General features: G+C 68.1%; 20 protein-coding genes. 6 read left to right on the top strand and 14 right to left on the bottom strand.

Features of this window, described 5'->3' with window-relative positions:
- Position 1: 1 nt before the first annotated feature.
- Together NBY65_RS18730 and NBY65_RS18725 are read right to left on the bottom strand one after the other, a co-directional pair.
- Positions 2-1,219: an IS256 family transposase gene (locus NBY65_RS18730; RefSeq protein ID WP_250265698.1), complete on the bottom strand. Its 1,218-nt coding sequence runs from the start codon at positions 1,217-1,219 to the stop codon at positions 2-4.
- Complete coding sequence (locus NBY65_RS18725) at positions 1,111-2,241, bottom strand: HAMP domain-containing protein (RefSeq protein WP_250265697.1); 1,131 nt, start codon at positions 2,239-2,241, stop codon at positions 1,111-1,113. The genes NBY65_RS18730 and NBY65_RS18725 overlap by 109 nt, the downstream gene beginning before the upstream one ends.
- A 336-nt stretch (positions 2,242-2,577) precedes the next feature.
- Here NBY65_RS18725 and adh point away from each other — a divergent pair, with 336 nt between their 5' ends.
- The gene (adh, locus tag NBY65_RS18720; RefSeq protein ID WP_150045550.1) at positions 2,578-4,098 is read left to right on the top strand and encodes an aldehyde dehydrogenase; all 1,521 of its coding nucleotides are present in this window, start codon (positions 2,578-2,580) and stop codon (positions 4,096-4,098) included.
- Positions 4,099-4,266: 168 nt separating this feature from the next.
- Here the strand turns inward: adh and NBY65_RS18715 are convergent, their stop codons facing one another.
- The gene (locus NBY65_RS18715; protein WP_150045551.1) at positions 4,267-5,952 is read right to left on the bottom strand and encodes a methyl-accepting chemotaxis protein; all 1,686 of its coding nucleotides are present in this window, start codon (positions 5,950-5,952) and stop codon (positions 4,267-4,269) included.
- Positions 5,953-6,276: 324 nt separating this feature from the next.
- Here NBY65_RS18715 and NBY65_RS18710 point away from each other — a divergent pair, with 324 nt between their 5' ends.
- Positions 6,277-8,268 (top strand): methyl-accepting chemotaxis protein, encoded by a 1,992-nt coding sequence (locus NBY65_RS18710; protein WP_150045552.1) that lies wholly within the window; start codon positions 6,277-6,279, stop codon positions 8,266-8,268.
- A gap of 33 nt (positions 8,269-8,301) precedes the next feature.
- Here the strand turns inward: NBY65_RS18710 and yiaY are convergent, their stop codons facing one another.
- Both yiaY and NBY65_RS18700 read right to left on the bottom strand, forming a co-directional pair.
- Positions 8,302-9,453 carry an L-threonine dehydrogenase gene (yiaY, locus tag NBY65_RS18705; RefSeq protein WP_150045553.1) on the bottom strand — a complete coding sequence of 384 codons (1,152 nt, stop codon included), beginning with the start codon at positions 9,451-9,453 and terminating at the stop codon, positions 8,302-8,304.
- A 104-nt stretch (positions 9,454-9,557) separates the two neighbouring features.
- A complete protein-coding gene (locus NBY65_RS18700) occupies positions 9,558-10,004 on the bottom strand; it encodes a septal ring lytic transglycosylase RlpA family protein (protein WP_150045554.1) in 447 nt (148 codons plus the stop codon).
- A gap of 140 nt (positions 10,005-10,144) precedes the next feature.
- Here NBY65_RS18700 and NBY65_RS18695 point away from each other — a divergent pair, with 140 nt between their 5' ends.
- Positions 10,145-10,357 (top strand): hypothetical protein, encoded by a 213-nt coding sequence (locus tag NBY65_RS18695; protein ID WP_150045555.1) that lies wholly within the window; start codon positions 10,145-10,147, stop codon positions 10,355-10,357.
- Positions 10,358-10,373: 16 nt separating this feature from the next.
- On the opposite strand, the gene NBY65_RS18690 is transcribed toward NBY65_RS18695, so the two are convergent.
- From NBY65_RS18690 to NBY65_RS18650, 9 genes are all read right to left on the bottom strand, one after another.
- Complete coding sequence (locus NBY65_RS18690) at positions 10,374-11,801, bottom strand: alginate export family protein (protein ID WP_162530899.1); 1,428 nt, start codon at positions 11,799-11,801, stop codon at positions 10,374-10,376.
- 11 nt (positions 11,802-11,812) lie between these two features.
- Positions 11,813-12,235 carry a cytochrome c-550 PedF gene (pedF, locus tag NBY65_RS18685; RefSeq protein ID WP_150045557.1) on the bottom strand — a complete coding sequence of 141 codons (423 nt, stop codon included), beginning with the start codon at positions 12,233-12,235 and terminating at the stop codon, positions 11,813-11,815.
- A 28-nt stretch (positions 12,236-12,263) separates the two neighbouring features.
- On the bottom strand, positions 12,264-13,034 hold the full coding sequence (locus NBY65_RS18680) for a cache domain-containing protein (protein WP_150045558.1): 771 nt from the start codon (positions 13,032-13,034) through the stop codon (positions 12,264-12,266).
- Between the two features lie 31 nt (positions 13,035-13,065).
- On the bottom strand, positions 13,066-13,545 hold the full coding sequence (locus tag NBY65_RS18675) for a c-type cytochrome (protein ID WP_150045559.1): 480 nt from the start codon (positions 13,543-13,545) through the stop codon (positions 13,066-13,068).
- Positions 13,542-14,132, bottom strand: a complete 591-nt coding sequence (locus NBY65_RS18670) for a pentapeptide repeat-containing protein (RefSeq protein ID WP_150045560.1) — start codon at positions 14,130-14,132, stop codon at positions 13,542-13,544. Before NBY65_RS18670 ends, NBY65_RS18675 begins: the two co-directional genes overlap by 4 nt.
- An 81-nt stretch (positions 14,133-14,213) precedes the next feature.
- Positions 14,214-16,211: a methanol/ethanol family PQQ-dependent dehydrogenase gene (locus NBY65_RS18665; protein ID WP_348539796.1), complete on the bottom strand. Its 1,998-nt coding sequence runs from the start codon at positions 16,209-16,211 to the stop codon at positions 14,214-14,216.
- Between the two features lie 322 nt (positions 16,212-16,533).
- Positions 16,534-17,049, bottom strand: a complete 516-nt coding sequence (locus NBY65_RS18660; RefSeq protein ID WP_150045763.1) for a hypothetical protein — start codon at positions 17,047-17,049, stop codon at positions 16,534-16,536.
- Positions 17,046-17,759: a hypothetical protein gene (locus tag NBY65_RS18655; protein ID WP_150045764.1), complete on the bottom strand. Its 714-nt coding sequence runs from the start codon at positions 17,757-17,759 to the stop codon at positions 17,046-17,048. The genes NBY65_RS18660 and NBY65_RS18655 overlap by 4 nt, the downstream gene beginning before the upstream one ends.
- Positions 17,756-18,814 carry a DUF1376 domain-containing protein gene (locus tag NBY65_RS18650; RefSeq protein ID WP_162530927.1) on the bottom strand — a complete coding sequence of 353 codons (1,059 nt, stop codon included), beginning with the start codon at positions 18,812-18,814 and terminating at the stop codon, positions 17,756-17,758. Before NBY65_RS18650 ends, NBY65_RS18655 begins: the two co-directional genes overlap by 4 nt.
- 121 nt (positions 18,815-18,935) lie before the next feature.
- Here NBY65_RS18650 and NBY65_RS18645 point away from each other — a divergent pair, with 121 nt between their 5' ends.
- The 3 genes from NBY65_RS18645 (at position 18,936) to NBY65_RS18635 (ending at position 23,986) form a co-directional block, all read left to right on the top strand.
- Entirely contained in the window at positions 18,936-19,115 is a 180-nt protein-coding gene (locus NBY65_RS18645; RefSeq protein ID WP_150045766.1) for a hypothetical protein, read from the top strand.
- Between the two features lie 222 nt (positions 19,116-19,337).
- Positions 19,338-19,676 (top strand): helix-turn-helix transcriptional regulator, encoded by a 339-nt coding sequence (locus tag NBY65_RS18640; protein WP_162530928.1) that lies wholly within the window; start codon positions 19,338-19,340, stop codon positions 19,674-19,676.
- Between the two features lie 932 nt (positions 19,677-20,608).
- Positions 20,609-23,986, top strand: a complete 3,378-nt coding sequence (locus NBY65_RS18635; RefSeq protein WP_150045768.1) for a PAS domain S-box protein — start codon at positions 20,609-20,611, stop codon at positions 23,984-23,986.
- Positions 23,987-24,213 lie beyond the last annotated feature (227 nt).

Below are 24,213 nucleotides of genomic sequence, written 5' to 3'. Positions count from 1 at the left end.
TTCAGGCCAGAGCCCGGGTGAACCGTTCGCCGAAAAGGATGGCGAACTGGGCCTTGGCCATGCACCATTCACGCGCTGGCATGGTCCACTCTTTCTCCGCCCGGTTCAAGACCAGAAAGAGCAGCTTCAATGCAGCGTCGTCATTCGGAAAATGTCCTCTCGCCCGCACCGCCCGCCGAAGTTTGGCATTGAGAGATTCGATAGCATTGGTCGTATAGAGAATGCGTCGAACCTCGCTCGGGAAGGCGTAGAAGGGGATCACCTCACTCCAGGCGCGGCGCCAACTCTGGCCAATGGCCGGGTATTTCTGGCCCCATGGCCCTTCTTCAAAAGCCGTCAATGCCGCTTCTGCCGCGGTGGCGTCTACTGCTCGGTAGATTTCCTTGAGGGCACCGGCGACCGCCTTGCGATCTTTGTAAGAGACGAAATCCAGGCTCTGGCGCAGCAGATGAACAATACAGGTCTGAACGGTGGTCTGGGGAAAGACCGCGAGGATGGCTTCGGGGAAGCCCTTCAATCCATCAACTACGGCAACCAGGATGTCTTCCACGCCACGATTGCGCAGCTCGTTCATCACCCGCAGCCAGAATTTCGCTCCCTCGTTCTGTTCGAGCCATAGACCAAGGACTTCCTTGGTGCCGTCGGCTCGCACGCCAAGTGCCACATGGACGGCCTTGTTGCGGACCATGCCTTCGTCCCGGATCTTCACCCGCAGGGCATCGAAGAAAACCAGCGGGTAGACCGGCTCCAGCGGTCGGGCCTGCCAGGTGGTGATCTCGTCCAAAACGGCATCAGTCACCGCACTGATCAGATCCGGCGAGACATCGATGCCATAAAGCTCACGAAGATGGCCGACAATCTCCCGCGTGCTCATGCCACGCGCATACATGGAAATGATCTTGTCGTCGAAGCCAGGAAATCGTCTCTGATACTTCGCAATCAGCTGGGGATCGAAAGTCGACTGCCGGTCCCGCGGGATCTCCAGGGTCAGCTTCCCCGTGTCGGTGATCACCGTCTTTCGTCCATAGCCATTGCGGCTGTTCCCGGTCTCGTCGCCAGCCAGATGGTGATCCATCTCCGCGTTCAGCACCCGCTCCGCCAGCGCCTTCTTCAGCTCGTCAAGCAGGCCTTTCGGGTCAAAGGCCGTCTTCGGGTCAGCTCCCGCCAGCAGTTGGTCGAGCACCGCGTCCGGGATACGCGGCTCCTTGCGTCGGGCCATGAGGGATTCTCCTTCCTTCCCATCATGTCATCCCGCACACGAAATTTCCGACAGTCTCTCGCCGTCTGCGTCATCTGCCCGGCGGTCGCGGTCATCTCGGTCGCCGAGCTGGAGAGGTGCCCCACCAGTTCCGCTGCCTGCTGCTCGAAATTCCGCACCAGCGCCTCGATCTGGGCCGCCCGCCGCTCCCGCCTGGCCCGGCTGGCTTCCTGCTCGGCGGCGAGGCGGTCGGCGGTCTGCATGCTCTCCTTGAACACCTGCACGGTGCGCGCCATCTCGCCCACCTCGTCGCGCTGCTCCAGCGAGGGAATCGCCACCGACAGGTCCCGGTCAGCCAGCGCACGCATCGTCCGTGTCAGGGCGCTGACCGGCCCGGTGATGCTGCGCGCGATGATGACCGCCAGCCCCACCCCGCTCAGCACGGAGACCAGCCCGAGCCACATCGCCAGCCGGATGGCCCCCTGCAGGCTGTCCGTCGATTGCGATGCCAATTGTTTCGCCGCACGCAGATAGTCCTGCGACAGCGGCTCGCCGAGGGCGCGGACCCGGTTGCCCGCGGCGATCACTCCGGCCGCGACCGCCTTGCCCTCGCTGCTGGCGAGCACCTCGTTCCGCCCGCCAAGCCGCCGCAGCTCGGCGGCCCTGGTGGCATAGGTGGTCACCTGGGCATCGAGCTCCCGCACCATCTCCAGCCGGCGGGGATCGGTCGTAGCCTGGGCCAGCTCGGCCAGTTGCTGGTGCGTCCTGGCGAAGGCATTTTCCGCATTCGACCAGGCCCTGTCATCGCCGCCGGCCAGCGCCACCCACACCCCGAGCCGTCCTTCCAGCAGGCTGCCCTGGGCGCGCTCGTTCAGGGCCTCGTTGTCCTTGAGCCGGATGACATCCCGCAGGACCTGCAGGCTGGCATCGGTGGAATACACCCATTCGCCGCTGATGCCGGAAAGGAACAAAACAAGAAGACCGAACCCGATCATCAGCCGGGAGGCAATCTTCAGATTGGCGATCCACAAAGTCATCTGCATGACACCATTTCAAAAGGTCATGGCTTCGTCACATATCATTGCCGAAATACCCACAAAAAGCAAAAATACAAAAAATATAGCGCCGAACATTTATATATTCTGCATCTAATTATTACGAGTTCCCGCAATTTCCCCTGCGGCATCCGCCGGCGCGGCGCCCCGCGCGCACGCCGCCCGGGCCCCTCAGGCCGGCGGCATAAGACCAATTGGTCATGGTCGGAATGCCGCCTGCTGCGACACACTCCGCGCCAAGCATCCGGAGGCCCGTCGCGGCAACCGGCGCCCGAACCACGCGGCCGGACCACCGGACCGCCAACACGCGAGGAGACGGAAAGAATGGTCGAGAAGACCCTGGCCGAGGTCGCGCGGCACATCGCGCTGCGCCCACACTACGACAACTGGATCGGCGGGCGCTGGCAGGCGGCGGTGCAGGGCCGGAGCTTCGAGAACCTGTCGCCGATCAACGGCCGACTGATCAGCACGCATGCGCGATCGACGGCCGAGGACGTGGAGCTGGCACTCGACGCCGCCCACGCCGCGCGCGACGCCTGGGGCCGCACCAGCCCCGCCGAGCGCGCCCGCGTGCTGAACCGCATCGCCGACCGCATGGAGGAAAAGCTCGAGCTGCTGGCGACGGTGGAAACCATCGACAACGGCAAGCCGATCCGCGAGACCAAGGCCGCCGACCTGCCGCTCGCCATCGACCATTTCCGCTACTTCGCCGCCTGCATCCGCGCCCAGGAAGGCAGCCTCGCCGAGATCGACCACGACACCATCGCCTATCATTTCCACGAGCCGCTCGGCGTGGTCGGCCAGATCATCCCGTGGAACTTCCCGCTGCTGATGGCCGCCTGGAAGCTCGCCCCGGCGATCGCCGCCGGCAACTGCGTGGTGCTGAAGCCCGCCGAGCAGACCCCGCTCGCCGTGCTGGTGCTGATGGAGGCGATCGCCGACATCCTGCCGCCCGGCGTGATCAACGTCGTCACCGGCTACGGCGTGGAAGCCGGCAAGCCGCTGGCAACCAGCCCCCGCATCGCCAAGGTGGCCTTCACCGGCGAGACCTCGACCGGACGGCTGATCATGCAATACGCCGCCGAGAACATCATCCCGGTCACGCTGGAACTCGGCGGCAAGTCGCCCAACATCTTCTTCGCCGACGTGATGGCCGAGGATGACGACTTCCTCGACAAGGCGCTTGAAGGCTTCAGCATGTTCGCGCTGAACCAGGGCGAGGTCTGCACCTGCCCCTCACGCGCGCTGGTCCACGAAAGCATCTACGACCGCTTCATCGAACGCGCCCTGCACCGCGTCGCCAAGGTGGTCCAGGGCAACCCGCTCGACGACGGCACCATGATCGGCGCCCAGGCCAGTTCCGAGCAACTGATCAAGATCCTCTCCTACATCGACCTCGGCCGCAAGGAAGGCGCGAAGCTGCTGGCGGGCGGCGAGCGGGCCCGGCCCGGCGGCGACCTCGACGGCGGCTACTACGTGACCCCGACCGTGTTCGAGGGCCATAACCGCATGCGCATCTTCCAGGAGGAAATCTTCGGCCCGGTGCTGTCGGTGACGACCTTCCGCGACGAGGAAGAAGCCCTGGCGATCGCCAACGACTCCCCCTACGGCCTGGGCGCGGGGCTGTGGTCACGCAACGGCAACCGCGCCTACCGCTTCGGCCGCGCCATCCAGGCCGGACGGGTCTGGACCAATTGCTACCACCTCTATCCCGCGCACGCCGCCTTCGGCGGCTACAAGCAGTCCGGGATCGGGCGCGAAACCCACAGGATGATGCTGGATCACTACCAGCAGACCAAGAACCTGCTGGTGAGCTACAGCCCGAAGGCGCTGGGATTCTTTTAAGTAAGGCAAGGCCAGGGCTCTGCCCTGGACCCGGCAGGGGCCACAAGGCCCCTGCACCCCATCAGCGCTGCGCGGCACAGAGTCATGGGTTCCAAGGGCGAAGCCCTTGGTGGAGGTCCAGGAGGCGAAGCCTCCTGGTAGGGCGCGGGGCAACGCCCCGCCATCGGCTCAGGCCGCGCGCACGCCGGTGATGAAGCTGTTCACCTGCCCGGCCAGCCGCTCGGCGTTCTTCGAAAGTGTGCCAGCCACGTTCAGCACCTGTTGCGACGCCACCCCGGTTTCCGCCGCGGCGGAGCTGACGCCGGTGATGTTGTGGGTCACCTCGTCGGTGCCCTGGGCCACCTGCTGGACACTGCGGGCGATCTCGGCGGTGGCGGAGCCTTGTTCCTTCACCGCCGCCGCGATCGCACCGGTGATGTCGTTGACCTGCCCGATCGTGCGCACGATGCCGCCGATCGTGGCCACCGCGTCCTGCGTCGCCGCCTGGATGCGGGTGATCTGTGCGCCGATCTCGCCGGTGGCTTTCGCCGTCTCGGTCGCCAGGCTCTTGACCTCGGTGGCGACCACCGCGAAGCCCTTGCCGGCGTCCCCGGCGCGTGCCGCCTCGATGGTGGCGTTCAGCGCCAGCAGGTTGGTCTGTCCGGCGATCGTGGTGATCAGCCCGACCACGTCGCCGATCTTCTGCGCCGCCTCCGACAGCGCCCGCACCGTCGCATCGCTGCGCCGCGCCTCTTCCACAGCCTGATGCGCGATCGTGGCGGATTGCTCGACCTGACGGGTGATGCTGCCGATCGAGGCGGCGAGTTGCTCGGTGGCCGAGGCGACGGTCTGCACGCTGGCCGACGCCTCGTTGGCGGCGCCGGCGACGACGCCCGCCTGGCTGCTGGTCTGCTGCGCCGTCTGCGTCATCTGCCCGGCGGTCGCGGTCATCTCGGTGGCGGAGCTGGAGAGGTGATTCACCAGTTCCGCCGCCTGCCGCTCGAAATCCTGCACCAGCGCCTCGACCTGGGCGGTGCGTTGCTCGCGGGCGGCCCGGGCGGCCTCGCGCTCGGCGGAGAGGCGATCGGCCGTGACCATGCCCTCCTTGAACACCTGCACGGCGCGCGCCATTTCGCCGACCTCGTCGTGCTGTTCCAGAGAGGGGATCGCCACCGACAGATCCCGGTCGGCCAGCGCGCGCATCGTCCGCGTCAGGGCGGCGACCGGCACGACGATGCTGCGCGCGGTGCCGACCGCCAGCACCACCCCGCTCAGCACGGACACCAGCCCGAGCCCCATCGCCAGCCGGATGACAAGCTGGAGGTTCTCGGTCGATTGCGAGGTCAACTGCGTCGCGGTTTCGAAATATGCGTGTGACAGCGGTTCGCTGAGGGTCCTGATCCTGTCGCCGAGCGCGATCATCGCGGCGTTGAGCGCCCTGTGCTCGCTGCTGGCGAGATCGGCGGTCTGCCCGAGCAATTGTCGCAGTTCGATGACCTTGCCGGCATAGGCGCCCACCTGCGTGTCCAGTTCCCGGACCATGGCCAGCCGGGACGGCTCGGTCGTGCTTGCCGCCAGCTCCGCGAGCTGGCCACGGGCCTTGGTGAAGGCATCGTCGGCCTTCGTGAAGGCCGACTGGTCACGGTTGACCATGGCCGCCCAGATTGCCAGGCGCCCTTGCAGCAGCGCCGCCTGGGCGCGTTCGTTGACGACCTCGTTGTTCTTGAGCCGGATGACATCCCGCAGGGCCTGCAGGCTGGCATCGGCGGAATACGTCCATCCACCGCTGATGCCGAGGAGAAACACAACAAGGAGACCGAACCCGATCATCAGCCGGGAGGCGATCTTCAGATTGGCAAGCCGCGAGGTCATCATCAGGACACCATCCCAGGGATTCAACACCGGCCTCACATGATTAATGAATTGCAACTGATCCCGGGGCGATCGCAAAATAATCGCCCCGCATGCTTGCGATGTCACACCCGCAACATTGCAACTTCGTTAAGCATGCGGGAAGCGAAGGGCTATGCCACCCTGTCGGCCACAGGTTTCATGACAGAGCATCTGGCTGAGCCGGATTTGATTGCGATTGATAATTTTCAGTAAAAAGCGAAATATTGTGGAATTCAACTTGCCAATCGTATAAATCACTCCGAGCCTTCCGCAATTCAATCGCCAGGATCGGCGCCGGAACACGAGATGTCGTCAATTTTCGCTAACATGAAGATTGCCTCACGGCTGATGATCGGCTTCGGAATCCTGATCGCCATCGTCGCGGGCCTGAGCGCCCTGGCCACCCATTCCTCCTCGCGCAGCCGCCTCCTGGTCGATGAAGTGGAACGCTTCAACGGGCAGGTGATCCAGAACCAGGCAGCGGAGATCCTGATGCTGCAAGGCCGGCTGGCGGTCTGGAAGGCCCTGGCCACCAATGATCCGGCCGCCTGGACCGAGGTCGGGACGAGCATCAGGAAGGCGCAGGACAGCTACACCAGGCTGCAGGGATCCACCCACGATCCGGCGCGCCGCGCCGCAGTGCAGGCGCTCAATGCGGAAGTCACCAGCTACCTCGGCACGCTGACCCCGCTGCGCCAGCTCGGCGGGCGGAACGAGATGCTGGAAACGCCAGCCGGCCAGGCGAGCATCCAGGCGACCAACAGGATCGGACAGACAATCACCGACATGTCCGAGCCGCTCTCGGAAAAATACCACGCCGCGGCGGCGGCGGTCTCGAACGAGGCCGACGCCACGCTCCAATCCGCCATCACCCAGGCCCTGGCGATCGGCTGCGCCGCCGTCGTCATCGGCATCGTGCTGGCGATATTCGTAGCGCACGGCATCACCCGGCCGATCACGGGCCTGACCGAGGCCATGAAGGCGCTCGCGGGGAAGGATCTCACCACCCGCATTCCCGCCGCCGACCAGCGCGACGAGGTGGGCGAGATGGCGCGCGCCGTGCAGGTCTTCAAGGAAAGCATGATCCGCACCGCCGAACTGGTCGCCGCCCAGGAAGCGGAACGCGGCACCAAGGAACGCCGGCAGTCGGCGATGGACCGCCACACCCAGGATTTCGGCACCTCGGTGTCCGGCGTGATGGCGGCGCTGTCACGCTCGGGCGATAGCATGCGCGTGGCCGCCGAGAAGATGACCGAGTCCAGCCGCAACGTGAACACCGAGGCCAGCGGCACCGCCGAAGGGGCCAGCCGCACCGCGCAGCAACTGACCTCCGTGGCCGCCGCGATCGAGGAACTGACCAGCAGCGTCGCCGAGATCTCGCGCCAGGTCACCAGCGCCTCGCAGGTGGCGCAGGAGGCGGTGAAGCGGGCGGATGCCAGCCAGGCGACGATGCGCGGGCTGTCCGAGGCCACCGGCCGGATCGGCGACGTGGTCCAGTTGATCAACAACATCGCCGGGCAGACCAACCTGCTGGCGCTGAACGCGACGATCGAGGCGGCGCGCGCCGGGGACGCGGGTCGCGGCTTCGCCGTGGTGGCGAACGAGGTGAAGAAGCTCGCGGAACAGACCTCGCGCGCCACGGCCGAGATCGGTGGCCAGATCGAGGCCGTCAGCGGCGCCGCCGGCAACTCGGTGACGGCGATGGCGGACATCGCCCAGATCATCGGCCGACTCAACGAGATCTCCGGGCATATCGCCGCCGCGGTGGAACAGCAGAGCGCCACCACGCGAGAGATCGCCGGCAACCTGCAGCTTGTCTCGGCCGAGGGCAGCCATGCCTCCACGGCGATGCAGAAGGTCGTTGATATGTCGGGAGAGGCCGGCACCATGAGCCTGCAGGTGCTCGACGCCGCGCGAGGGATCGGCACGGAAGCCGACCGGCTGCGCACCGAGGTCGACCAGTTCCTGAGCGCGGTGCGCGACGAGACGGGGAACCGCCGCCGCTACGAGCGCATTCCCGGCGGCGGCGCCACGGCCACGCTGTCGGCGGAGGGACGCACCGCCTCGGCGCCGGTCTTCGACCTCTCGCGTGGCGGCGTCGCCCTGCACTGCGACTGGCAGTTCCCGGCCGGCACCAACGTCACCGTCAGCTTCCCCGGCGCGGGCGGGCCGATCGGCGCGCGCGTGGTGCGCGGCGACGGCCGGACGCTCGCCCTGGTGTTCCGCCAGGATCCGGAGGCACTGGCGCGGATCGACCGCATGCTCGCGCAGATCGGCGGCGCCCGCCAGGCCGCCTGATCTGCCCGGGCGCCCGATACCGGCCGGCCGGCCCTACAGCGCGGCGTGGAAGATGGCCTCGATCTCCGGCTGGCTGGCCGAGCGGGGATTGGTCAGGCCGCAGGCATCCTTGAGCGCATTGGCGGCGAGCGTCGGGATGTCGGCCTCCTTCACGCCAAGCTGGCGCAGCCCGGCGGGGATGCCGACATCGGCGGCAAGCTCGCGGATGGCGCGGATGCAGGCGGCGGCGCCGTCCCGCGCATCCAGCCCGGTCACGTCCACGCCCATCGCCTGCGCCACGTCGCGCAGCCGCTCGGCGGCGACATGGGCATTGAACGCCTGCACATGCGGCAGCAGCACCGCGTTGCAGACGCCGTGCGGCAGGTCGTAGAAGCCGCCGAGCTGGTGCGCCATCGCGTGCACGTAGCCAAGCGAGGCATTGTTGAAGGCCATACCGGCGAGGAACTGCGCATAGGCCATCTGCTCGCGGGCGCACAGGTCGTGGCCCTCGGCCACCGCCTGGCGCAGGTTGCGCGCGACCAGCGTCACCGCCTTCAGCGCGCAGGCATCGGTGATCGGCGTCGCCGCCACCGACACATAGGCTTCCACCGCATGCGTCAGCGCGTCCATGCCGGTGGCGGCGGTCAGCGCGGGCGGCTTGTCGAGCATCAGCGTCGGGTCGTTGACGGACAGCAGCGGCGTCACGTGCCGGTCGACGATCGCCATCTTCACGTGGCGCTTTTCGTCGGTGATGATGCAGAAGCGGGTCATCTCGCTGGCGGTGCCGGCGGTGGTGTTGATGGCGATCAGCGGCAATTGCGGCTTCACCGACCGGTCCACGCCCTCGTAATCGGCGATGTGCCCGCCATTGGCGGCGCAGAGCGCGATCGCCTTGGCGCAGTCATGCGGCGAGCCGCCGCCGAGCGAGATCACGAAGTCGCAATCATTGGCGCGCAGCATGGCCAGCCCGGCTTCGACATTGGCTTCCGTCGGGTTGGGCTGCACCCCGTCATAGACGATGCCGACGATGTTCTTCTCGTGCAGCGCGCCGACAATGCGCTTGCCCAGCCCCATGCGCGAGAGCACGCCATCGGTGACCACCAGCGCTTTCCTCAGGCCGTAGGTCACCATCGTCTCGATCGCGGTCTCGATGCAGCCCGCGCCCATCAGGTTGACGGCGGGGATGTAGAAGCTGCGCTGCGACATCCTGGAATTCCTCCGGTTCTGTTGCCTTGGGTGGCAATGACTGCCGGGGGCGATCATCAGTATTATGACATGGCGTGAAAATGAGACCTTGGTCGCAGGCGTGGTCACTGCGGCGGCTGGATGGGCTCGACCGAGACATTGGTGGTGCCGCGCGGATCCATGCCCAGTTCGCTGGCCGCCGCCGGGCTCAGGTCGATGATGCGCCCGCGCACATAGGGCCCGCGATCCACCACCTCGACCGTCGCACTGCGGCCGGTGTGCAGATTCGTCACCCGGGCCTTGCTTCCCAATGGCAGAGTTTTGCTGGCTGCGACATTCTCACCCGGATGGAACCGTCGTCCCGAAGCCGTCCGCCGGCCGTTGAGGCGCGGCGACACCACCGAGGCCGCGCCCCTTTGCGCGCCATGGCCGATTGCCGCGCCGCGATGTTCGTGCGTCTGATGATCCGCGTGATGATGATCCGCGTGATGCCGGGCCCGGCCCGCGTTCGCCCCGGCGAAGCCGGCCACCAGGAAAATGAGAACGGCCGCGAGCAGGCTGGTCCTGAGCATCGGAACCTCCACGAAGCCGCCACCGGTCAGGGACGACTTTGCAACCGGGTCATGTGCTTGCAGGCGAGTCCTCAGACAAACTCCCGGCGGCGCGGCCGGTTCCGCCCTCCTCTTTTCGCAAACCTCCTGGAACAGGACCGATGTCCGGCAATGAGCTTTCCGCCACGGCGGCCCCGTCGCTCTGGCACCACCTGCACTGTTGGATCGGCTGGTCGCGCTCGGCGCGGCTGCTCTCGCTCAAGGACCGGCCGGACCTCGACCGCTATTGCATCGTGACGCGATGCGAGGTCTGCGGCCGCATGCGCGGGCTGCCCTGGGGCAGCGAGCGCTGGGAGAGCTGGCGCGAACGCTGACCCCGCCGGCCACGCCTCAGATTTTATACGTGGCGAACAGCGCGAAGAAGTCGACGTTCTTCCCGCCGGCAGCGGTGATGGCGGGGCCGGCGCGGAACTCGGCCGCGATGGCGCCCAGCGTCAGATGCTGCGTCGGACGCCAGCGGATGTCGAACGAGACCTCGGTGCCCACGCGCGAGGCCGTCACGCGGTTGGTGCCGGGATACATCGTCATGCCGCTGCCGTACAGCCCGTCGGTCGTGGACATGCGCCACAGCATGTCCCACCCCAGCACCACCGTGACATCGCGCAACGGCGTGAAGCTGACCACCGGCCGGATGTCGTACACGTTGGCCGGCACCAGCAGGGAGGTCTCGGCGAAGTACGGCAGGCGGGGATACATCGGGTTGAACGTGCCGATCGTGGCACTGCTGCGGTCATCGCCGCTGGCCGCCGTGCCTTCCAGGCCGAGCCGTGGTTGCCATGGCAGGGAGCGGAAGGTGTAGCCGGCGATCCCCGACACCATCCAGGCGCTGATCGACTGGTTGGCGAAGGTGCCGCTCTGCAGCACGGCCTCGGCGTTCCAGTCCCATCCGGCGGCCTTGCCGAACAGGCGCGTGCCGAAGCTGTTGCGCCGTTCGTGGCCGGTGCGCCCGCGATAGGTGGCGCTCAGGTTCTCGTAGCCGAACCAGTAGAGATCGGCCGACAACGGCCCCCAGACCGGCACGGTCACGTAGCTGCCCCACAGCGCCTGCTTCATGTTGGTGCGGTCGTCGAACACGCCGGCATAATCGGCGACCGGCCGCACCGCGAACAGGTTGATGGTGGCGCCGCCGATGCTCTGGATCGCCCGGACTCCGTCGAAGGCGCGGCGCACGTTCGGGCCCTCGCGCACGGCGACCAGGCGCTGGAAGCCATACGCCATCTCCGCCCGCCCGGCGCGGAGGGTCGGACCGTCACCCCACGGCGTCGGCGGCGTGAAATCCACGAAGCCCTGCGTGAGGTCCAGCCGGTCGATGTCGGTGGTCGAGGGCAGGCCGCGCTCGCCGATGCGCTGGAACTGGCCGAACTGCAGGAAGAAGCGCAAATGCTCGTCGGCGTGCAGGTCGGCATGCAGCAGCAGGCGATGCAGCAGATAGGCGTTGTGGCCGGGGGCACGGATGCCGAAGTTCGGATTCTGGTAGGATTCGAACCGCTCGCGCAGTTCGCCGCCGAAGCTCAGGTAGCCGCTGTCGAAGGGGGCGCCGAGCGGAATGTACTTGATCGGATCCCAGAAATCCGACCGCTTCGCCGGATCCTTGAGCGCGGTGAAATCATCGTTGTACCGCATCAGGCGATAGACCGAATCCCCGCCTTCGGGGCTCGCCGCCCGCGCCGGCGCCAGGGCGGTGACGCAGGCGAGCAGCGCGATGACAAAGGCGGCGACCGGCCACCGGCAAGACAGGACGTGACGCATCTGGGACATGGTTGCCGCGATCATTCCTGATGCACGGTTTCCAGCCATGCCCTGATGCTCCACATGGCTTCCTGGCTCAGGATGCCCTCGAAGCGGGGCATGTACACCCGGCCCTCGCGCACCGAGCCGCCGCGGATGCGGGTCATGAACCATGCGTCGCCTTCCGATCCCGACGGCAGGAAGCGGAGATCCGGCGCAATGCCGCCCGACACCGCGCCCAGGCCGTGGCAGCGCGCGCAGTTCTGGGCGAAGGCCGAGGCGCCGATCTCGATGGCCTTGCCGTTGCCGCGATAGGGGTTTTCCTCCAGCCAGGCCTCGCCGAGTTTCGGCAGGTCGCCGGTGTCCACGGCCTGGGGGGCCATGTCCCCATGCGCCAGCACGGGAGCGGTCGAGCCAATCAGCAACAGGGCGGCACAGCCGAGGATCGCGTTGAACGCTCTCATTTTATCATTTCCCCAAGGACGCTGACGATCAGTCCAGGTAATAGCCGACGCCGACGATGTAATCGCCGACGCGGCGGACGAAGGAGCGCTTCTGCTCGACCCGGTTGGAGACCCGGTTCAGCCAGACGTAATCGACTTCGCCGCCACCGGCCGCGCGCGACAGGTTGATCATGTCCCGGACCAGTTCCTTGCCCTCCGCGTCGCGCAGCGACAGCGCGTCGGTGCCGGTCAGGGCCGGGTTGGCGCCCGAGGCCAGGTAGCGCCCGTTCATGTCGAAGACGAAGACATAGAGCTCGCGGGCGACGAAACCGCCCTTCGGGTCGTTGAAGGCGGCGAAGGCGCGCACCGGCCCCTCGCGTTCCAGGAACGCGGCGGCCCGGTCCAGCAGGATTTGCGCCTGGGCCGGCCCCATGATGTCGGACTGTGCCTTGAGATAGGCCAGCAAATAGTCCTGCTCCGCCCTGTCGGTGATGGCCACGTGGCGCATGCGGGTGCCCGGAACGAAGGTCGTGTTGCCCGCGATCCAGTGCCGCAAATTGTCCTCGGTCCAGACCAGCCCGGACTGCTTCAGCGCGTCGGAATAGACGAAGGTCGGCAGCGATGCGGCGGGGCGTCCGACGATGCCATGCAGGTTCGGCCCGAACCCCAGCTTTCCCGGCTCGACCGAATGGCAGGCCAGGCACCGGTGGAACACCTGCTTCCCCGCCGCTTCCTCGACCGTTTCGGCCGCCGCCCGCCCGGCCACCGCAAGCCCCAGGGCGATGGCCAGGATGGCGCAGGATCTTGATGTCAACTTCATCTTCTGCCTCCCTCGTGCACGGACGGCGGTTCTATCTGGTGGCGAGCGGCTTCAGGGGCGTGAGCGGCCGTGTCTCGACATAGGACCGGATGGCCCAGATCAGTTCCTGGCCCAGGACGGGCTCCCACGCGGGCATGTGGACGACGCCGACGATGATTTTTCCCTTGCGGGCGCTTTTGGAGAAAAAGACATCGTTGTCGGCGATGCACTTCGCCTTGATGGCCGGATCAACGATGCGCCTGCATGCGAGATCCACGCGGCGCAGATCGGGGGCGGGATAGCCGGTGGCGTTCGCCTCCGGGCCGTGGCAGCGCGCGCAGGTCTGGGCATAGGTGATCCGTCCGATCTCGATCGCCTCCGCCTGCCCCCGATACGGGTTGACGCCACGCCACTCCGCCCCGAGCGGTGCCAGCGCACTGGCATCGACCTGGGGGCGCACGGCAACCTCCTGCGCCACCGCCGGTACGCACAGCGCCCAGAGCGCCAGGGGAAGCCAGGGACCTTTCCTCATTTCCATTCCTCCACCGGGCAGCCCGTGCAGCCTTCGAAGAAGGAATCCGGGAAGATGGTGAAGCGGCGAAAGGTGCCGCTCAAATCGGCGTTCTGGAAATTGACCGTGTAGAACTTGGCTTCCTGCAGATTGGCACCGGTCAGCTTCGCGCCGGCGAACCAGGCGAAATTGGCCCGCACGTCTTCCAGGTTGGCGGCGGTCAGGTCCGCCCCGGACAGGTCGGCACGGAACAGCCGGGCGAATTCCAGGTCGGCCCCGACCAGTTTCGCGTTGCGGAAGGTCGCGGTCGAGGCCGTGACCTTGTTCAGCCGCGCGGCGGTCATGTCGGCATCGTCGAAGGTGGCGCCGGCGACATTGGCACCGCGCAGATCGACCCGCGCCATCAGCGCGCCGGTGAAGTCGGCGCCAGCGAGGTTCTTCCCCGCGAGGTTGGCGTGGCGCAGATCGGCCCCCTGGCATTGGGCGTGCGGCCACAGGCCACAGCCGTTGATGACGAGGGCAGGCTCGTCCGGATCCTCGGCATGGGCCGGTGCCGTGCACAGCACACCCAGCAACAACGGCAGGCAGCGAAACAGGCGCAGGGACATGCTGTCCTCACGGGATGCAGGCGTCTCGCGGGGGCATCGGGCGCGGGGGAAACGTTCCCCCGCGCCCGGCCGTCCGGCGTGCTATGGCTTGTCGGTGTTGGCCAGCTTGGTGCGGGGCAGCTTGAACACCCACATCGAGCCGCCCTGCGTCACCTGCCGCGTCAGTTCGGCCATGTCGCCGCCCCAGAGCGGCACGGCGCCGCCATAGCCGGACTGGATGCCCAGGTACTGCTCGCCGTCCATTTCCCAGGTGATGGGAATCGACACCACGCCCGAGCCGGTCTGGAACTTCCACAGTTCCTTGCCCGTTTTGGCGTCGAACGCCTTGACGAAGCCGTCCGAGGTGCCGCTGAACAGCAGGCCGCCACCGGTGGTCAGCGTTCCCGCCCAGAACGGGAACTGTTCCTTGTGTTCCCAGGCGATCTTGCCGGTCACCGGGTCGATGGCGCGCAGGATGCCCACGTGATCGTCATACAGGCGCTTGATGCGGAAGCCCTGGCCGAGATAGGCAGCGCCGGCCTTGTAGGTCAGGTGCTCCGTCCAGTAGTCCATGGCCCAGTGATTGCCGGGGATGTAGAACAGCCCGGTCTGCGGGCTGTAGGACATCGGGTTCCAGTTCGTGCCGCCCAGGAATGGCGGCGAGACGAAGATGCTGTCGCCCTTCTGCGCGCCTTCCCGCGGCAGCGGCGGGCGGTTGTCCTTTTCGATCGGCCGGCCGGTCTTGAGGTCGAAGCCGGAAGCCCAGGTGATGCCATCGACGAAGGGCCATGCCCCGATCAGCGCCGTGGGCTTGTTCGGATAGCCCGCCCCGCTCGCCAGCTTTTCCCGATCGGTGACGAAGAAGAAGCCGTTGCGGTCGGCATGGGCCGACGCCTTCACCGTCTTGCCGGTCGCATCCTTGTAATCGAACAGGATGATCGAGTTGTTGCCGGAAAAATCCCAGCCATCGTTTGGCGTATGCTGGAAGAACCCCTTCAGCTCGCCGGTGGAGGCATCGACATAGGCCTGCCCCGAGGTGAACAGGCTGTCCCAGTTCTTCGGGTCGTCGCCTTCCTTCGTGCGCTTCCAGGTGTTCCAGGGCGCGGGGTTGCCGGCGCCGATCACCACGGTGTTGGTGTCGATGTCGAAGCTGGCCGTCTGCCAGGGGGCGCCGCCGCCATGATGCCAGGCCTCGACCAGGTTGCCGTCCTTGTCGCGCGGCCAGGACGGCGCCGCCGGATCGCCGGTCGGGGTGGATTCCTTGCCGTGCAGGCGTCCGACATGGCCTTCGACCATGGGGCGGGCCCAGACTTCCTCGCCGGTGTCGGGGTCGCGGGCGAACAGCCAGCCCACCACGCCGAACTCGTCGCCCGAGGAGCCGTGGATCAGCAGGACGCGGCCGGTCTTCTGGTCCTTCACGATGAAGGGGGCGCCGGTCATGGTGTAGCCGATCGCGTGATCGGCGAATTTCTTCCTCCAGACGACCTTGCCGGTATCCTTGTTCAGGGCGACGATGGCGGCGTCGAGCGTGCCGAAGAAGACCTTGTCGCCATAGATCGCCGGACCGCGATTGACGACGTCGCAACAGGGCCGGATGTCGTCGGGCAGGCGGTAGTCGTATTCCCACAGCCGCTTGCCGGTGCGCGCATCGACGGCGAAGATGCGCGAATAGGACGCGGTGACGTAGATCACCCCGTCATGCACCAGGGCCTGGCCTTCCTGGCCGCGCTGCTTTTCGCCGCCGAAGGAAAAGCTCCAGGCCGGGACAAGGCCCTCGACATTCCCGACATTGATCTTGTCGAGCGGGCTGAAGCGCTGCGCCTTCAGGCCGAGGCCGTAGCTCAGGACGTTGCCGGTGCTCTTGTCGTCGTTGACGATGTCTTCCCAGGTGACGGGGCCGGCGGCGGCCGGTTCGCCCCAGGCGAAGGCCCCCAGCAGGCTGAGAATCACGGCGGTTGATTTTGGCCTGGCCAATCCAACCTTGCCCTTGCGTTCAGGCCGCTTCCGGACTGCGTCCCTGGCCTGCCCCTCATCCTGGCTGCCCGGCAGGCACATGCCGCCTGCCACGCCGCCCCTCGGGGCAACGATGCTGGATTTCATTTCCTGGAGTCTCCCGCAGATACGCTTCTTGGTGACGGACAGGCGGCCGGCGTTCAGGCCGCCGGCGTACATATCACCAGGATAGTTGCGAGAAAGGTTCCTTGCCATAGCCAATAGGTCGTAGAAGAAACCTTCGCCTTGCCCGGCATCGTGGCGGGGCGTTGCCCCGCACCCGACCAGGAGGCTTCGCCTCCTGGACCTCCACCAAGGGCTTCGCCCTTGGAACCCGATACTCTGTGCCGCGCAGCGAGAATGGGATCCAAGGGCCTTGTGGCCCTTGGCAGGTCCAGGGCGGAGCCCTGGCCTTTCCTTCCTCCCTGTCTCACCCCGCCAGCCGCTGCGCCAGCGCCAGCCCGCCCACGATCATATCGACGCCGGTGGCATGCCAGCGCCTGATCGCGCGGCTGTCGGCCCCGAGCACGGTGCCGAGCCGGCTCCAGCTATAGAGATGCCGGTCGGTCAGCGGCGAAACCAGCGCGCGCGCGCCGACGATCCGCCGCAGCACGTAGCGGTCCTGCGGGATGCAGGCGAGCCAGCAGAACGCCTCGTCCATCAGCGTCACGTCATGCGGATGCGGCAGCGGCGGGCGCATGCGGCGATCGGCCCCCCAGGCTTCCACCATCGGGCGGATGATCTCGAAGGCGCGCAGCCGGTAGCCCAGCCGCGGCCCGGTATCGGGCAAGGCGAGCAGGGTGCGCCCGGCATGTTCCAGCCGGTGCACGACATACTCCGCATCGAGCGGTCCCTCATGCGCACCATGGCGCCGCAGCGCCGCGGCCATCTGCGCCTCTGCCGTGCCGTCCCGTCCCGCCTGCCTGTGCTGGCCCTGGATCATCATGCCGTCTCCTGCCGTGTTTGCTGTCTCTGTCGTGTCGTCTTCGCCGGGTCCGCCGCGCGCGCCGCCACCTCGGCACACCAGGCGGCGACGCAGGCCCGCACCGCCGCGCGCTCGGCGGCGCCGGGCGGGGGGCGGTCCTGGCCGTCCTCCGCCGCCGGCCGCTCCGCCTCCGCCGCGACCGGCGCGGCGAGCACCGCCTGCAGCGCCTGCTCGCGCGCCAGCCAGCCGGCGCCAACCGCCTCCAGCACCTTCAGCACCCGCGCCGGCACCGGCCACCAGTCCCATTCCCGCAGGCCGTGGCGCAGCGCCGCCTCGCCCAGCACCGTCTCCGGCAAGTGGCCGCAGACCAGCACCATGCCGAGGGCATTGTCGGCGATCGCCGCCTCGGTGGTCGGCGCGCCGCCCAGCCCCGCCGCCAGCAACGTCGCCAGCCAGCGCTGCATCTGCGCGTGGCCGATGCGCGGCACCGCCTGCATCCGCGCCAGCGCCGCCGCCGCCTCGGCGCGCGCGGCGGCCGGGACCGGATGGGGCGGCAGCATCACCGGCGCCTCGTCCGGGTCGCGGCCGGGATAGCTGCGCGGCCGGGCCAGCTCCATCGCCGCGGCCAGCGCCGCGGAGAGAGGGGGCAAGGCCAGCGAGGCCGTCGCCGTTACCGCGACGGCGCGCCCCGCGGCGGATGGCGCCCGGGCGGATGGGGGCACCGGGCTCACGCGAGCGGTCCCGGCGCGGCCAGGCCGGGCACCGGCCCGGCCGGGTCGGCCGGATCCGTCGCCTCGGCGAGCCGCGCCTTCAGCCGCTGCAGCAGGGCGAAGCCATCCGCCCGCGCCGCCGGCACCGCTGTCATCCCCCCGCGGCCCTGGCGTCGCGCCGCGGCGAACAGCCAGGTCGCCGGATCGGCCGGCCGCAGCGCCTCGACCTCGTGCAACAGCGCCTGCAACCGCGCGCAATCGTCGAGGGTGAGCCGCAGCAGGGCCCCGAGCAGCCGGCGGCACTGGCTTTCGCTGCGCCCGGTCAGGGCCCGCAGCAGCGGCAGCCCCTCGCGGAACAGGGCGGAGCGCATCTTCCGCTGCCGCGCCGTCTCTGCCGGGCCGTCCTGCGTCGCGGCATCCCCTCCCGAAAGGGGAGCCACCCGCGCGTCCGGCTCGCCCGGCGCGCCAGGGCGAAGCCCTGAGGCGGTTTTCTCCGTTCCTGTCCCTGTCTCTGTCTCTGTCCCTGTCCTATCCTGCGGCGACGTCATGGCGGACCTCGCCGTGACGTCACGGGCAAGGTCGCCCCCATCCGGCGCTGTGTCCGGCGCTATGTCCGCCATCCGTCCGGCCCGACGTGCGCGCGCCTGCTTCTGGCGGTTGCGGTCCCCTTCGCGCTTGTGCTCGACCCGCGCCCGCCACGCGTAGGAATTCACCGCCAGCGGGGCGAGCGCCTTGTGGTACAGCCGGCCATCGGCACAAAGTTCGAAGCCGTGCAGCGCCATCTCGCGCACCTTGCGCCAGCTCGCCATGTCGCGGCCGAGCCCGGCCAGCTTGCACAGCACCACCTCGTCATTGGGCAGGCTCGCGGCCGGGACCTGCGTCCAGGCCCGCCACCACAGGTTCACCGCGGCGCGGAATTCGGCGTCGGTCGCCTTCGCCTCGAAATCGCTGCTGAACAGGCGCTCGCCGTAGAGCGGCATGAACTCGTAGCCGCGCAGGTTGCACTGGCAGGGCGTCAACGGCGGTGGCGGCAGCCGTGCCGGCCCCCCATCATCGCTGATGGCGTCTTCGCTCATGGCATCCTCCGGTTCCGGCGGCTGCGCCGGGTCTGTGGCTCTGTCCGGGCCGGTGTTTTCCGACATCGGTGCGTCTTTTTCCCTGCCCGCGCGTTGTCATTGCACGCAGAGGAGGTGGACAATGCCTTCCAGGACGACGACACCGACCGGCAGCATGGCCGGCACCGACCGCCATCCCGCGCTGCTGCAGCGCCTGCGCGCCCTGCCGGAAAGCGTCCGCAGCCAGCGGGCCGCCCGGCAGCACCAGTTGCGCCATGCGGGGACGACACCTCGCCGGGCCGCACCGCTCGCGCCGCGCTGAGCCTGCCCTGGCGTCAGCCCCCGGCCGGAAACTCCCGGCCGGGGCGTGCCGGGGCCGTCTGCAGCCACTGGACGCGGAAGGGGTCGAGGGAAATGGCATGCCGCACGATATGCCTAAATGGCATATTTTTGCAAGTCCCAAACGGCATTAGCGATATGACAACTATTGGGGCACATTTCTCCCATCATGGGTCGCAAACCGACATCCGACAGTACCGCAGAGATGATGCGCCGCACCGGCGAGCGGGTGGCGCTGGTGCGGGAACTGTTGGGGCTGACTCAGGCCCAGGCCGGAAGCCTGGTGGGGATCGGCCAGTCAGCGTGGTCGAAGATCGAAAGTGGCACCCGCCCCCTGCCTACGCCGATGGCGACAAGGATTGCGCAAAAGTTTCGGTTAACCTTGGATTTTCTGTATCTGGGGGAATCTCAGTCGGCGGTTGATTCGGCAATTGCGCAGAACGTGCTGGCTTTGCGCCCCGACCTGATCCGCGCACCCGCCCTTGTGCCATTCGCGCTTCCCGGCGAATCCCAGCCCCCCAAGGCACCGGCGCCGGCAGTCTGAACTGCCGCCGAACAGCCCCCGCACTCACCCGATCACCCTGCCCGCCACCCCGGTGGCTTGCGGCCGACATGATCGCCTTTTTCCCTGACCGGGCACATCCCCGCTCCGGACGGCGGGCGGCGATGCGATCAGATGCGGCACTCTGACATTCATGACGACTCCTGTCCGGGGCAAATATTTCTATGCCGCATCGATACTAACCGAGTGCAGTCATGCTCACAACGAAAATTAACGTTAATGCTTTGAAAAGACTCGTTTTAAATTTAGACAGGCGAGACGGTGCCAAATGACGGCCATCGTGAATATTGCGTTCCATGGCCGTTATCCAGGGCGCAGAATCCTGTCAATTCTGCCTGTTGGCCCGCGGCGCGGCGCCACGCTCCCCGAATGTAGAATACCAATGTCTTTTTTTGCGAGAAACATTGCCTGTCATGATGACAGTCGCGCATTTGTGCCAGACTGGCCGGGCGACAGCGTGGCGCCAGGTGGGCCGCCACCACGCCATCCGCCCTCGCCGCGCGCCACGCGGCGGTCGGGCCGTCCTGGCGGATGGCACCGCGCCAACCCGACCTGAAGTTGAACTCGGCCGCAGATAAATATCTTAATAATATTAAGATCTGGCTTTTGGTTAACTCAAGCAATCAACCCCATTATTGATCACTCATTAAAAATATACTTTTTGCACATCGTTCGTGATCTACCATCAAACATACCGCTAATCGTAAATATATCCCCATTTACCAGCGCATGCGTTGATTTTTCATTTGCTATTGGCGGCGCAGAAACTCAATTCTACGCCTGATCAACTTGCATTCCCGCAAGCATTTTCCAGCACGCAGGACATCGTGAGCAACCGCCCGCCCCTCGTGGATCACCCGCCCGCATCGGCCCGGAGCAGCATCCCCCCCCTGCTCCGGACCGGTGCCGACGCCGTGCCATCCCGGCCCGCCAGGCGCCCCGGCGCCATCGCCGTGGCCGCCGCGCTGGCGGTGCTGGTCGTGGCCGGCACCACGATGCTCGGGTTGATGTGGCTGGCCGCGCCCCAGGATCGCCCGGTGCTCGCCTGGGTCGAGCACACCCACGAAACCATTGACGCGCTGCACCTGACCCTGGACAGCGTGGAAACCGCCGAGGCCGCCCAGCGCGGCTTCCTGCTGACCCGGGACCCCGCCTATCTGCGGTCCTACGCCACGGCGGTGGCCTCGGGCTGGCGCAGGCTGGCCCAGGCGCAGGCGCTGATGGCCGATAATCCGGGCCAGGCGGAACGGCTGCACGCCCTGCCGGAACTGCTGCAGGCGCAGTTCGGTCTGATCGCCCGCAGCCTCACCCTCGCCCGCGACGGCAATCCCGACGCCGCCCTCGCCCTGATGCGCGAGGACAGCGGCCAGCGCCTGACCGACCACCTGCGGCAGGCCATCGCCGAGATGGTCGCCACCGAGCAGCAATTGCTGCAATCCCGCCGCACCGAACTGCGCCAGGCGGAAGCGCGGCGGCGCCAGCAACTGGCCGGCGCCGCCCTGCTGGCCCTGGCCGGGCTCGGGCTCGGCGGCGCCACCCTGCTACGGCTGCTGCGCGTCTCCTCCCGCGCCCGCCGTGACGCCGCCACCGCCGCCGAGCGCCAGCGCCTGCTGGAGCTGATGGACCTCGCCGGCATCATGGTGCGCGAGTTCGACGGCACCATCCGCGTCTGGTCGGAAGGCTGCCACCGCCTCTATGGCTGGACCACGGCGGAGGCGGTGGGGCGCCGCTCGCACGACCTGCTGCAGACGGTCTTCCCGGTGCCGCTGGCCGAGGTCGAGGCCATCCTGCAGCGCGAGGGCGAATGGAGCGGCGACCTGCATCACCGCACCCGCGACGGCCGCGAGGTGATCGTCGCCGCCCGCAAGGTGCTGCAGCGCGACGCCACCGGCGGCCCGCCCCTGGTGCTGGAAAGCCTCACCGACATCACCTCCCTGCACCGCACCGAGGTGGCGCTGCGCGAAAGCCAGGCGGAGCTGCGCTCGGTGCTCGACACCGCCGCCGAAGGCATCGTCGTCGCCAATGCCAAGGGCCGCATCCTCTCGGTCAACCGCGCCACGCTGCGCATGTTCGGCTACGACCACGCCGAGGACCTGGTCGGCCGCGATCTCGGCGTGCTGATGCCCTCCGCCGAGGCGGCGCGGCACCGTGACTACATCGCCGCCCACATCGCCGGTTCCCAGCCACGCGTCATCGAGCCCCCCGATCGTGAGCTGTACGGGCGACGCCGCGACGGCTCGGACTTCCCGATCGATCTCGCGGTCAGCTCCTTCGGCACCAACGGCAAGCGCTGCCTGACCGGCATCATCCGCGACGCCACCGCCCGCAAGCAGGCCGAGGCCGCGCTGCGCGACAGCGAGGCCCGGCTGCGCCTGGTGCAGCAGGTCGGCGGCATCGCCTTCACCGATCGCGCCATCACCGACGACAAGGCGCTGATCTCGCCCGAATACACGCAACTGTATGGGCTGCCGCCCGGCCAAACCCACATCACCCTGCAGGAATTCCTCGACCTGACCCACCCCGAGGACCGCGACAAGCTCCAGGCAGACATTTCCACCGTCTACATCCAGGGCCGCACCCGGCGCACCGAGTTCCGTATCCGCCGCCCCGACGGGGAACTGCGCTGGGTGGCCAGCCGCGTCGAGGTGTTCCCCGGCCCGGACGGGAAGCCGGACCGGGTCATCAGCGCCCAGCAGGACATCACCGAGATCGTCACCGCCCGCGAGGCGCTTGCCGCCCGCGGGGAGGAACTGGAACGCCGCGTCGCCGAACGCACCGCCGCCCTGGCCGCGGCCGAGGCCCGCTTCCGCGCCATCTTCGATTCGCAGTTCCAGTTCATCGCCCTGCTCGCCCCGGAAGGCACGCTGCTGGAAGTCAACCGCACCGCGCTGGAAGCCGGCGGGCTCGGCCGCGCCGAGACCATCGGCCGCCCGTTCTGGGAAACCGGCTGGTGGCCCGACACCGAACGCGCCCAGTTGCAGCGCGAGGTCGCCGAGGCGGCACAGGGCGCGGTGGTTCAGCGCGTGATGGAAAGCCGCGGCGCCGACGGGCGCACCCTGTGGGTGGACTACTCGCTCAAGCCGGTGCGCGACGCCGCCTCCGGTGCGATCATCTGGGTGATCGCCGAGGGCCGCGACATCACCGAGCAGCGCGACCTCTCCGGCCAGCTCGCGCAGGCGCAGAAGGTGCAGGCGCTCGGCCAGCTCGCCAGCGGCATCGCCCACGACTTCAACAACGTGCTGCAGACCGTCTCCGGCGCCGCCATGCTGATCGAGCGCCGCCCCGACGACCCGGAAAAGGCCCGCCAGCTCGCCCGCACCGCCATCAACGCCGCCTCCCGCGGCGCCTCGATCACGCAGCGCCTGCTCTCCTTCGCCCGCCGCGGCGAACTGCGCACCGAAACCATCCCGACCGCCGACCTGCTCGACGGCGTGCGCGAGGTGCTGGCCCATACCCTGGGCACGCTGATCACCGTGCGCACCGAGGCCGCGCCCGGCACGCCGCCGGTGCTCTCCGACCGCGGCCAGTTGGAAACCGCCCTGGTCAATCTCGGCACCAACGCCCGCGACGCCATGCCCCGCGGCGGCACCCTGACCTTCCGCGCCACCCGCGCCGACAGCGACGCCCCCGCCACCCTGCCCCCCGGCGACTACGTGCGCATCGACGTGATCGACACCGGCGCCGGCATGGACGCCGAGACCCTCGCCCGCGTCACCGAACCCTTCTTCACCACCAAACCCCCCGGCCAGGGCACCGGGCTCGGCCTGCCCATGGTCAAGGATTTCGCCCAGCGCTCCGGCGGCGCACTGGCGATCAGCAGCACCCCGGGCATCGGCACCACCGTCAGCCTGTGGCTGCGCCAGGCCCGCGAGGAAACCGCCCCCCACCACGGCGAGGACAACCGCCCCGCCCAGCCCGGCGCCACCCCCGCCCGCATCCTGCTGGTCGACGACGACGAACTGGTGCGCGAAACCCTCGCCGCCCAACTGGAAGACGCCGGCTTCGCCACCCTCACCGTCTCCGGCGGCGCCGAGGCCGTGGCGGCCCTGGAAGCCGGGGAAGCCGTGGACGCCCTGGTCAGCGACCTGTCCATGCCCGGCATGAGCGGCGTCGAAACCATCCAGAAAGCCCGCCACCTGCGGCCGAACCTGCCCTGCTTCCTGCTGACCGGCTATGTCGGCGAACGTGCCGCCCTGGCCGCCGAAGACGCCTTCACCCTGGTGCGCAAACCCGTCGCCGGCCGGCAACTGGCCAACCGCATCGAAGCCAGCCTCGAGACCACCCACCGCTAGCCCGGGGCGCTGCCCCGGCCCCGCCAGGGGCGCTGCCCCTGGACCTCGCCAAGGGCCACAGGCCCTTGGATCCCATGTCTGGTTCCTGGGAGGGGGGCGAACCGACACGGACCCGTCCAGGTCGAGGCTGCCCCCCTCCCAGGAACCAGACACCCGGGGTGCAGGGGCCCATGGCCCCTGCCGGAGGTGCAGGAGGCGGAGCCTCCTGCCGGGGCCGGGGCAGCGCC

This window comes from Rhodovastum atsumiense, assembly GCF_937425535.1.
Classification (GTDB): Bacteria; Pseudomonadota; Alphaproteobacteria; order Acetobacterales; family Acetobacteraceae; genus Rhodovastum; species Rhodovastum atsumiense.
This window is presented reverse-complemented; position numbering and strand designations above follow the sequence as displayed.

What these genes read in the sequence shown, in the direction of transcription:
- NBY65_RS18680 (WP_150045558.1), bottom strand. Translation starts at nt 13,034, where the DNA reads ATGAAGTTGACATCAAGATCCTGCGCCATCCTGGCCATCGCCCTGGGG.
- NBY65_RS18665 (WP_348539796.1), bottom strand. Translation starts at nt 16,211, where the DNA reads ATGAAATCCAGCATCGTTGCCCCGAGGGGCGGCGTGGCAGGCGGCATG.
- NBY65_RS18700 (WP_150045554.1), bottom strand. Translation starts at nt 10,004, where the DNA reads ATGCTCAGGACCAGCCTGCTCGCGGCCGTTCTCATTTTCCTGGTGGCC.
- NBY65_RS18640 (WP_162530928.1), top strand. Translation starts at nt 19,338, where the DNA reads ATGATGCGCCGCACCGGCGAGCGGGTGGCGCTGGTGCGGGAACTGTTG.
- NBY65_RS18715 (WP_150045551.1), bottom strand. Translation starts at nt 5,952, where the DNA reads ATGATGACCTCGCGGCTTGCCAATCTGAAGATCGCCTCCCGGCTGATG.
- NBY65_RS18650 (WP_162530927.1), bottom strand. Translation starts at nt 18,814, where the DNA reads ATGAGCGAAGACGCCATCAGCGATGATGGGGGGCCGGCACGGCTGCCG.
- pedF (WP_150045557.1), bottom strand. Translation starts at nt 12,235, where the DNA reads ATGAGAGCGTTCAACGCGATCCTCGGCTGTGCCGCCCTGTTGCTGATT.
- adh (WP_150045550.1), top strand. Translation starts at nt 2,578, where the DNA reads ATGGTCGAGAAGACCCTGGCCGAGGTCGCGCGGCACATCGCGCTGCGC.
- NBY65_RS18725 (WP_250265697.1), bottom strand. Translation starts at nt 2,241, where the DNA reads ATGCAGATGACTTTGTGGATCGCCAATCTGAAGATTGCCTCCCGGCTG.
- NBY65_RS18675 (WP_150045559.1), bottom strand. Translation starts at nt 13,545, where the DNA reads ATGAGGAAAGGTCCCTGGCTTCCCCTGGCGCTCTGGGCGCTGTGCGTA.
- NBY65_RS18670 (WP_150045560.1), bottom strand. Translation starts at nt 14,132, where the DNA reads ATGTCCCTGCGCCTGTTTCGCTGCCTGCCGTTGTTGCTGGGTGTGCTG.
- NBY65_RS18690 (WP_162530899.1), bottom strand. Translation starts at nt 11,801, where the DNA reads ATGTCCCAGATGCGTCACGTCCTGTCTTGCCGGTGGCCGGTCGCCGCC.
- NBY65_RS18730 (WP_250265698.1), bottom strand. Translation starts at nt 1,219, where the DNA reads ATGGCCCGACGCAAGGAGCCGCGTATCCCGGACGCGGTGCTCGACCAA.
- NBY65_RS18695 (WP_150045555.1), top strand. Translation starts at nt 10,145, where the DNA reads ATGTCCGGCAATGAGCTTTCCGCCACGGCGGCCCCGTCGCTCTGGCAC.
- yiaY (WP_150045553.1), bottom strand. Translation starts at nt 9,453, where the DNA reads ATGTCGCAGCGCAGCTTCTACATCCCCGCCGTCAACCTGATGGGCGCG.
- NBY65_RS18710 (WP_150045552.1), top strand. Translation starts at nt 6,277, where the DNA reads ATGTCGTCAATTTTCGCTAACATGAAGATTGCCTCACGGCTGATGATC.
- NBY65_RS18645 (WP_150045766.1), top strand. Translation starts at nt 18,936, where the DNA reads ATGCCTTCCAGGACGACGACACCGACCGGCAGCATGGCCGGCACCGAC.
- NBY65_RS18660 (WP_150045763.1), bottom strand. Translation starts at nt 17,049, where the DNA reads ATGATGATCCAGGGCCAGCACAGGCAGGCGGGACGGGACGGCACGGCA.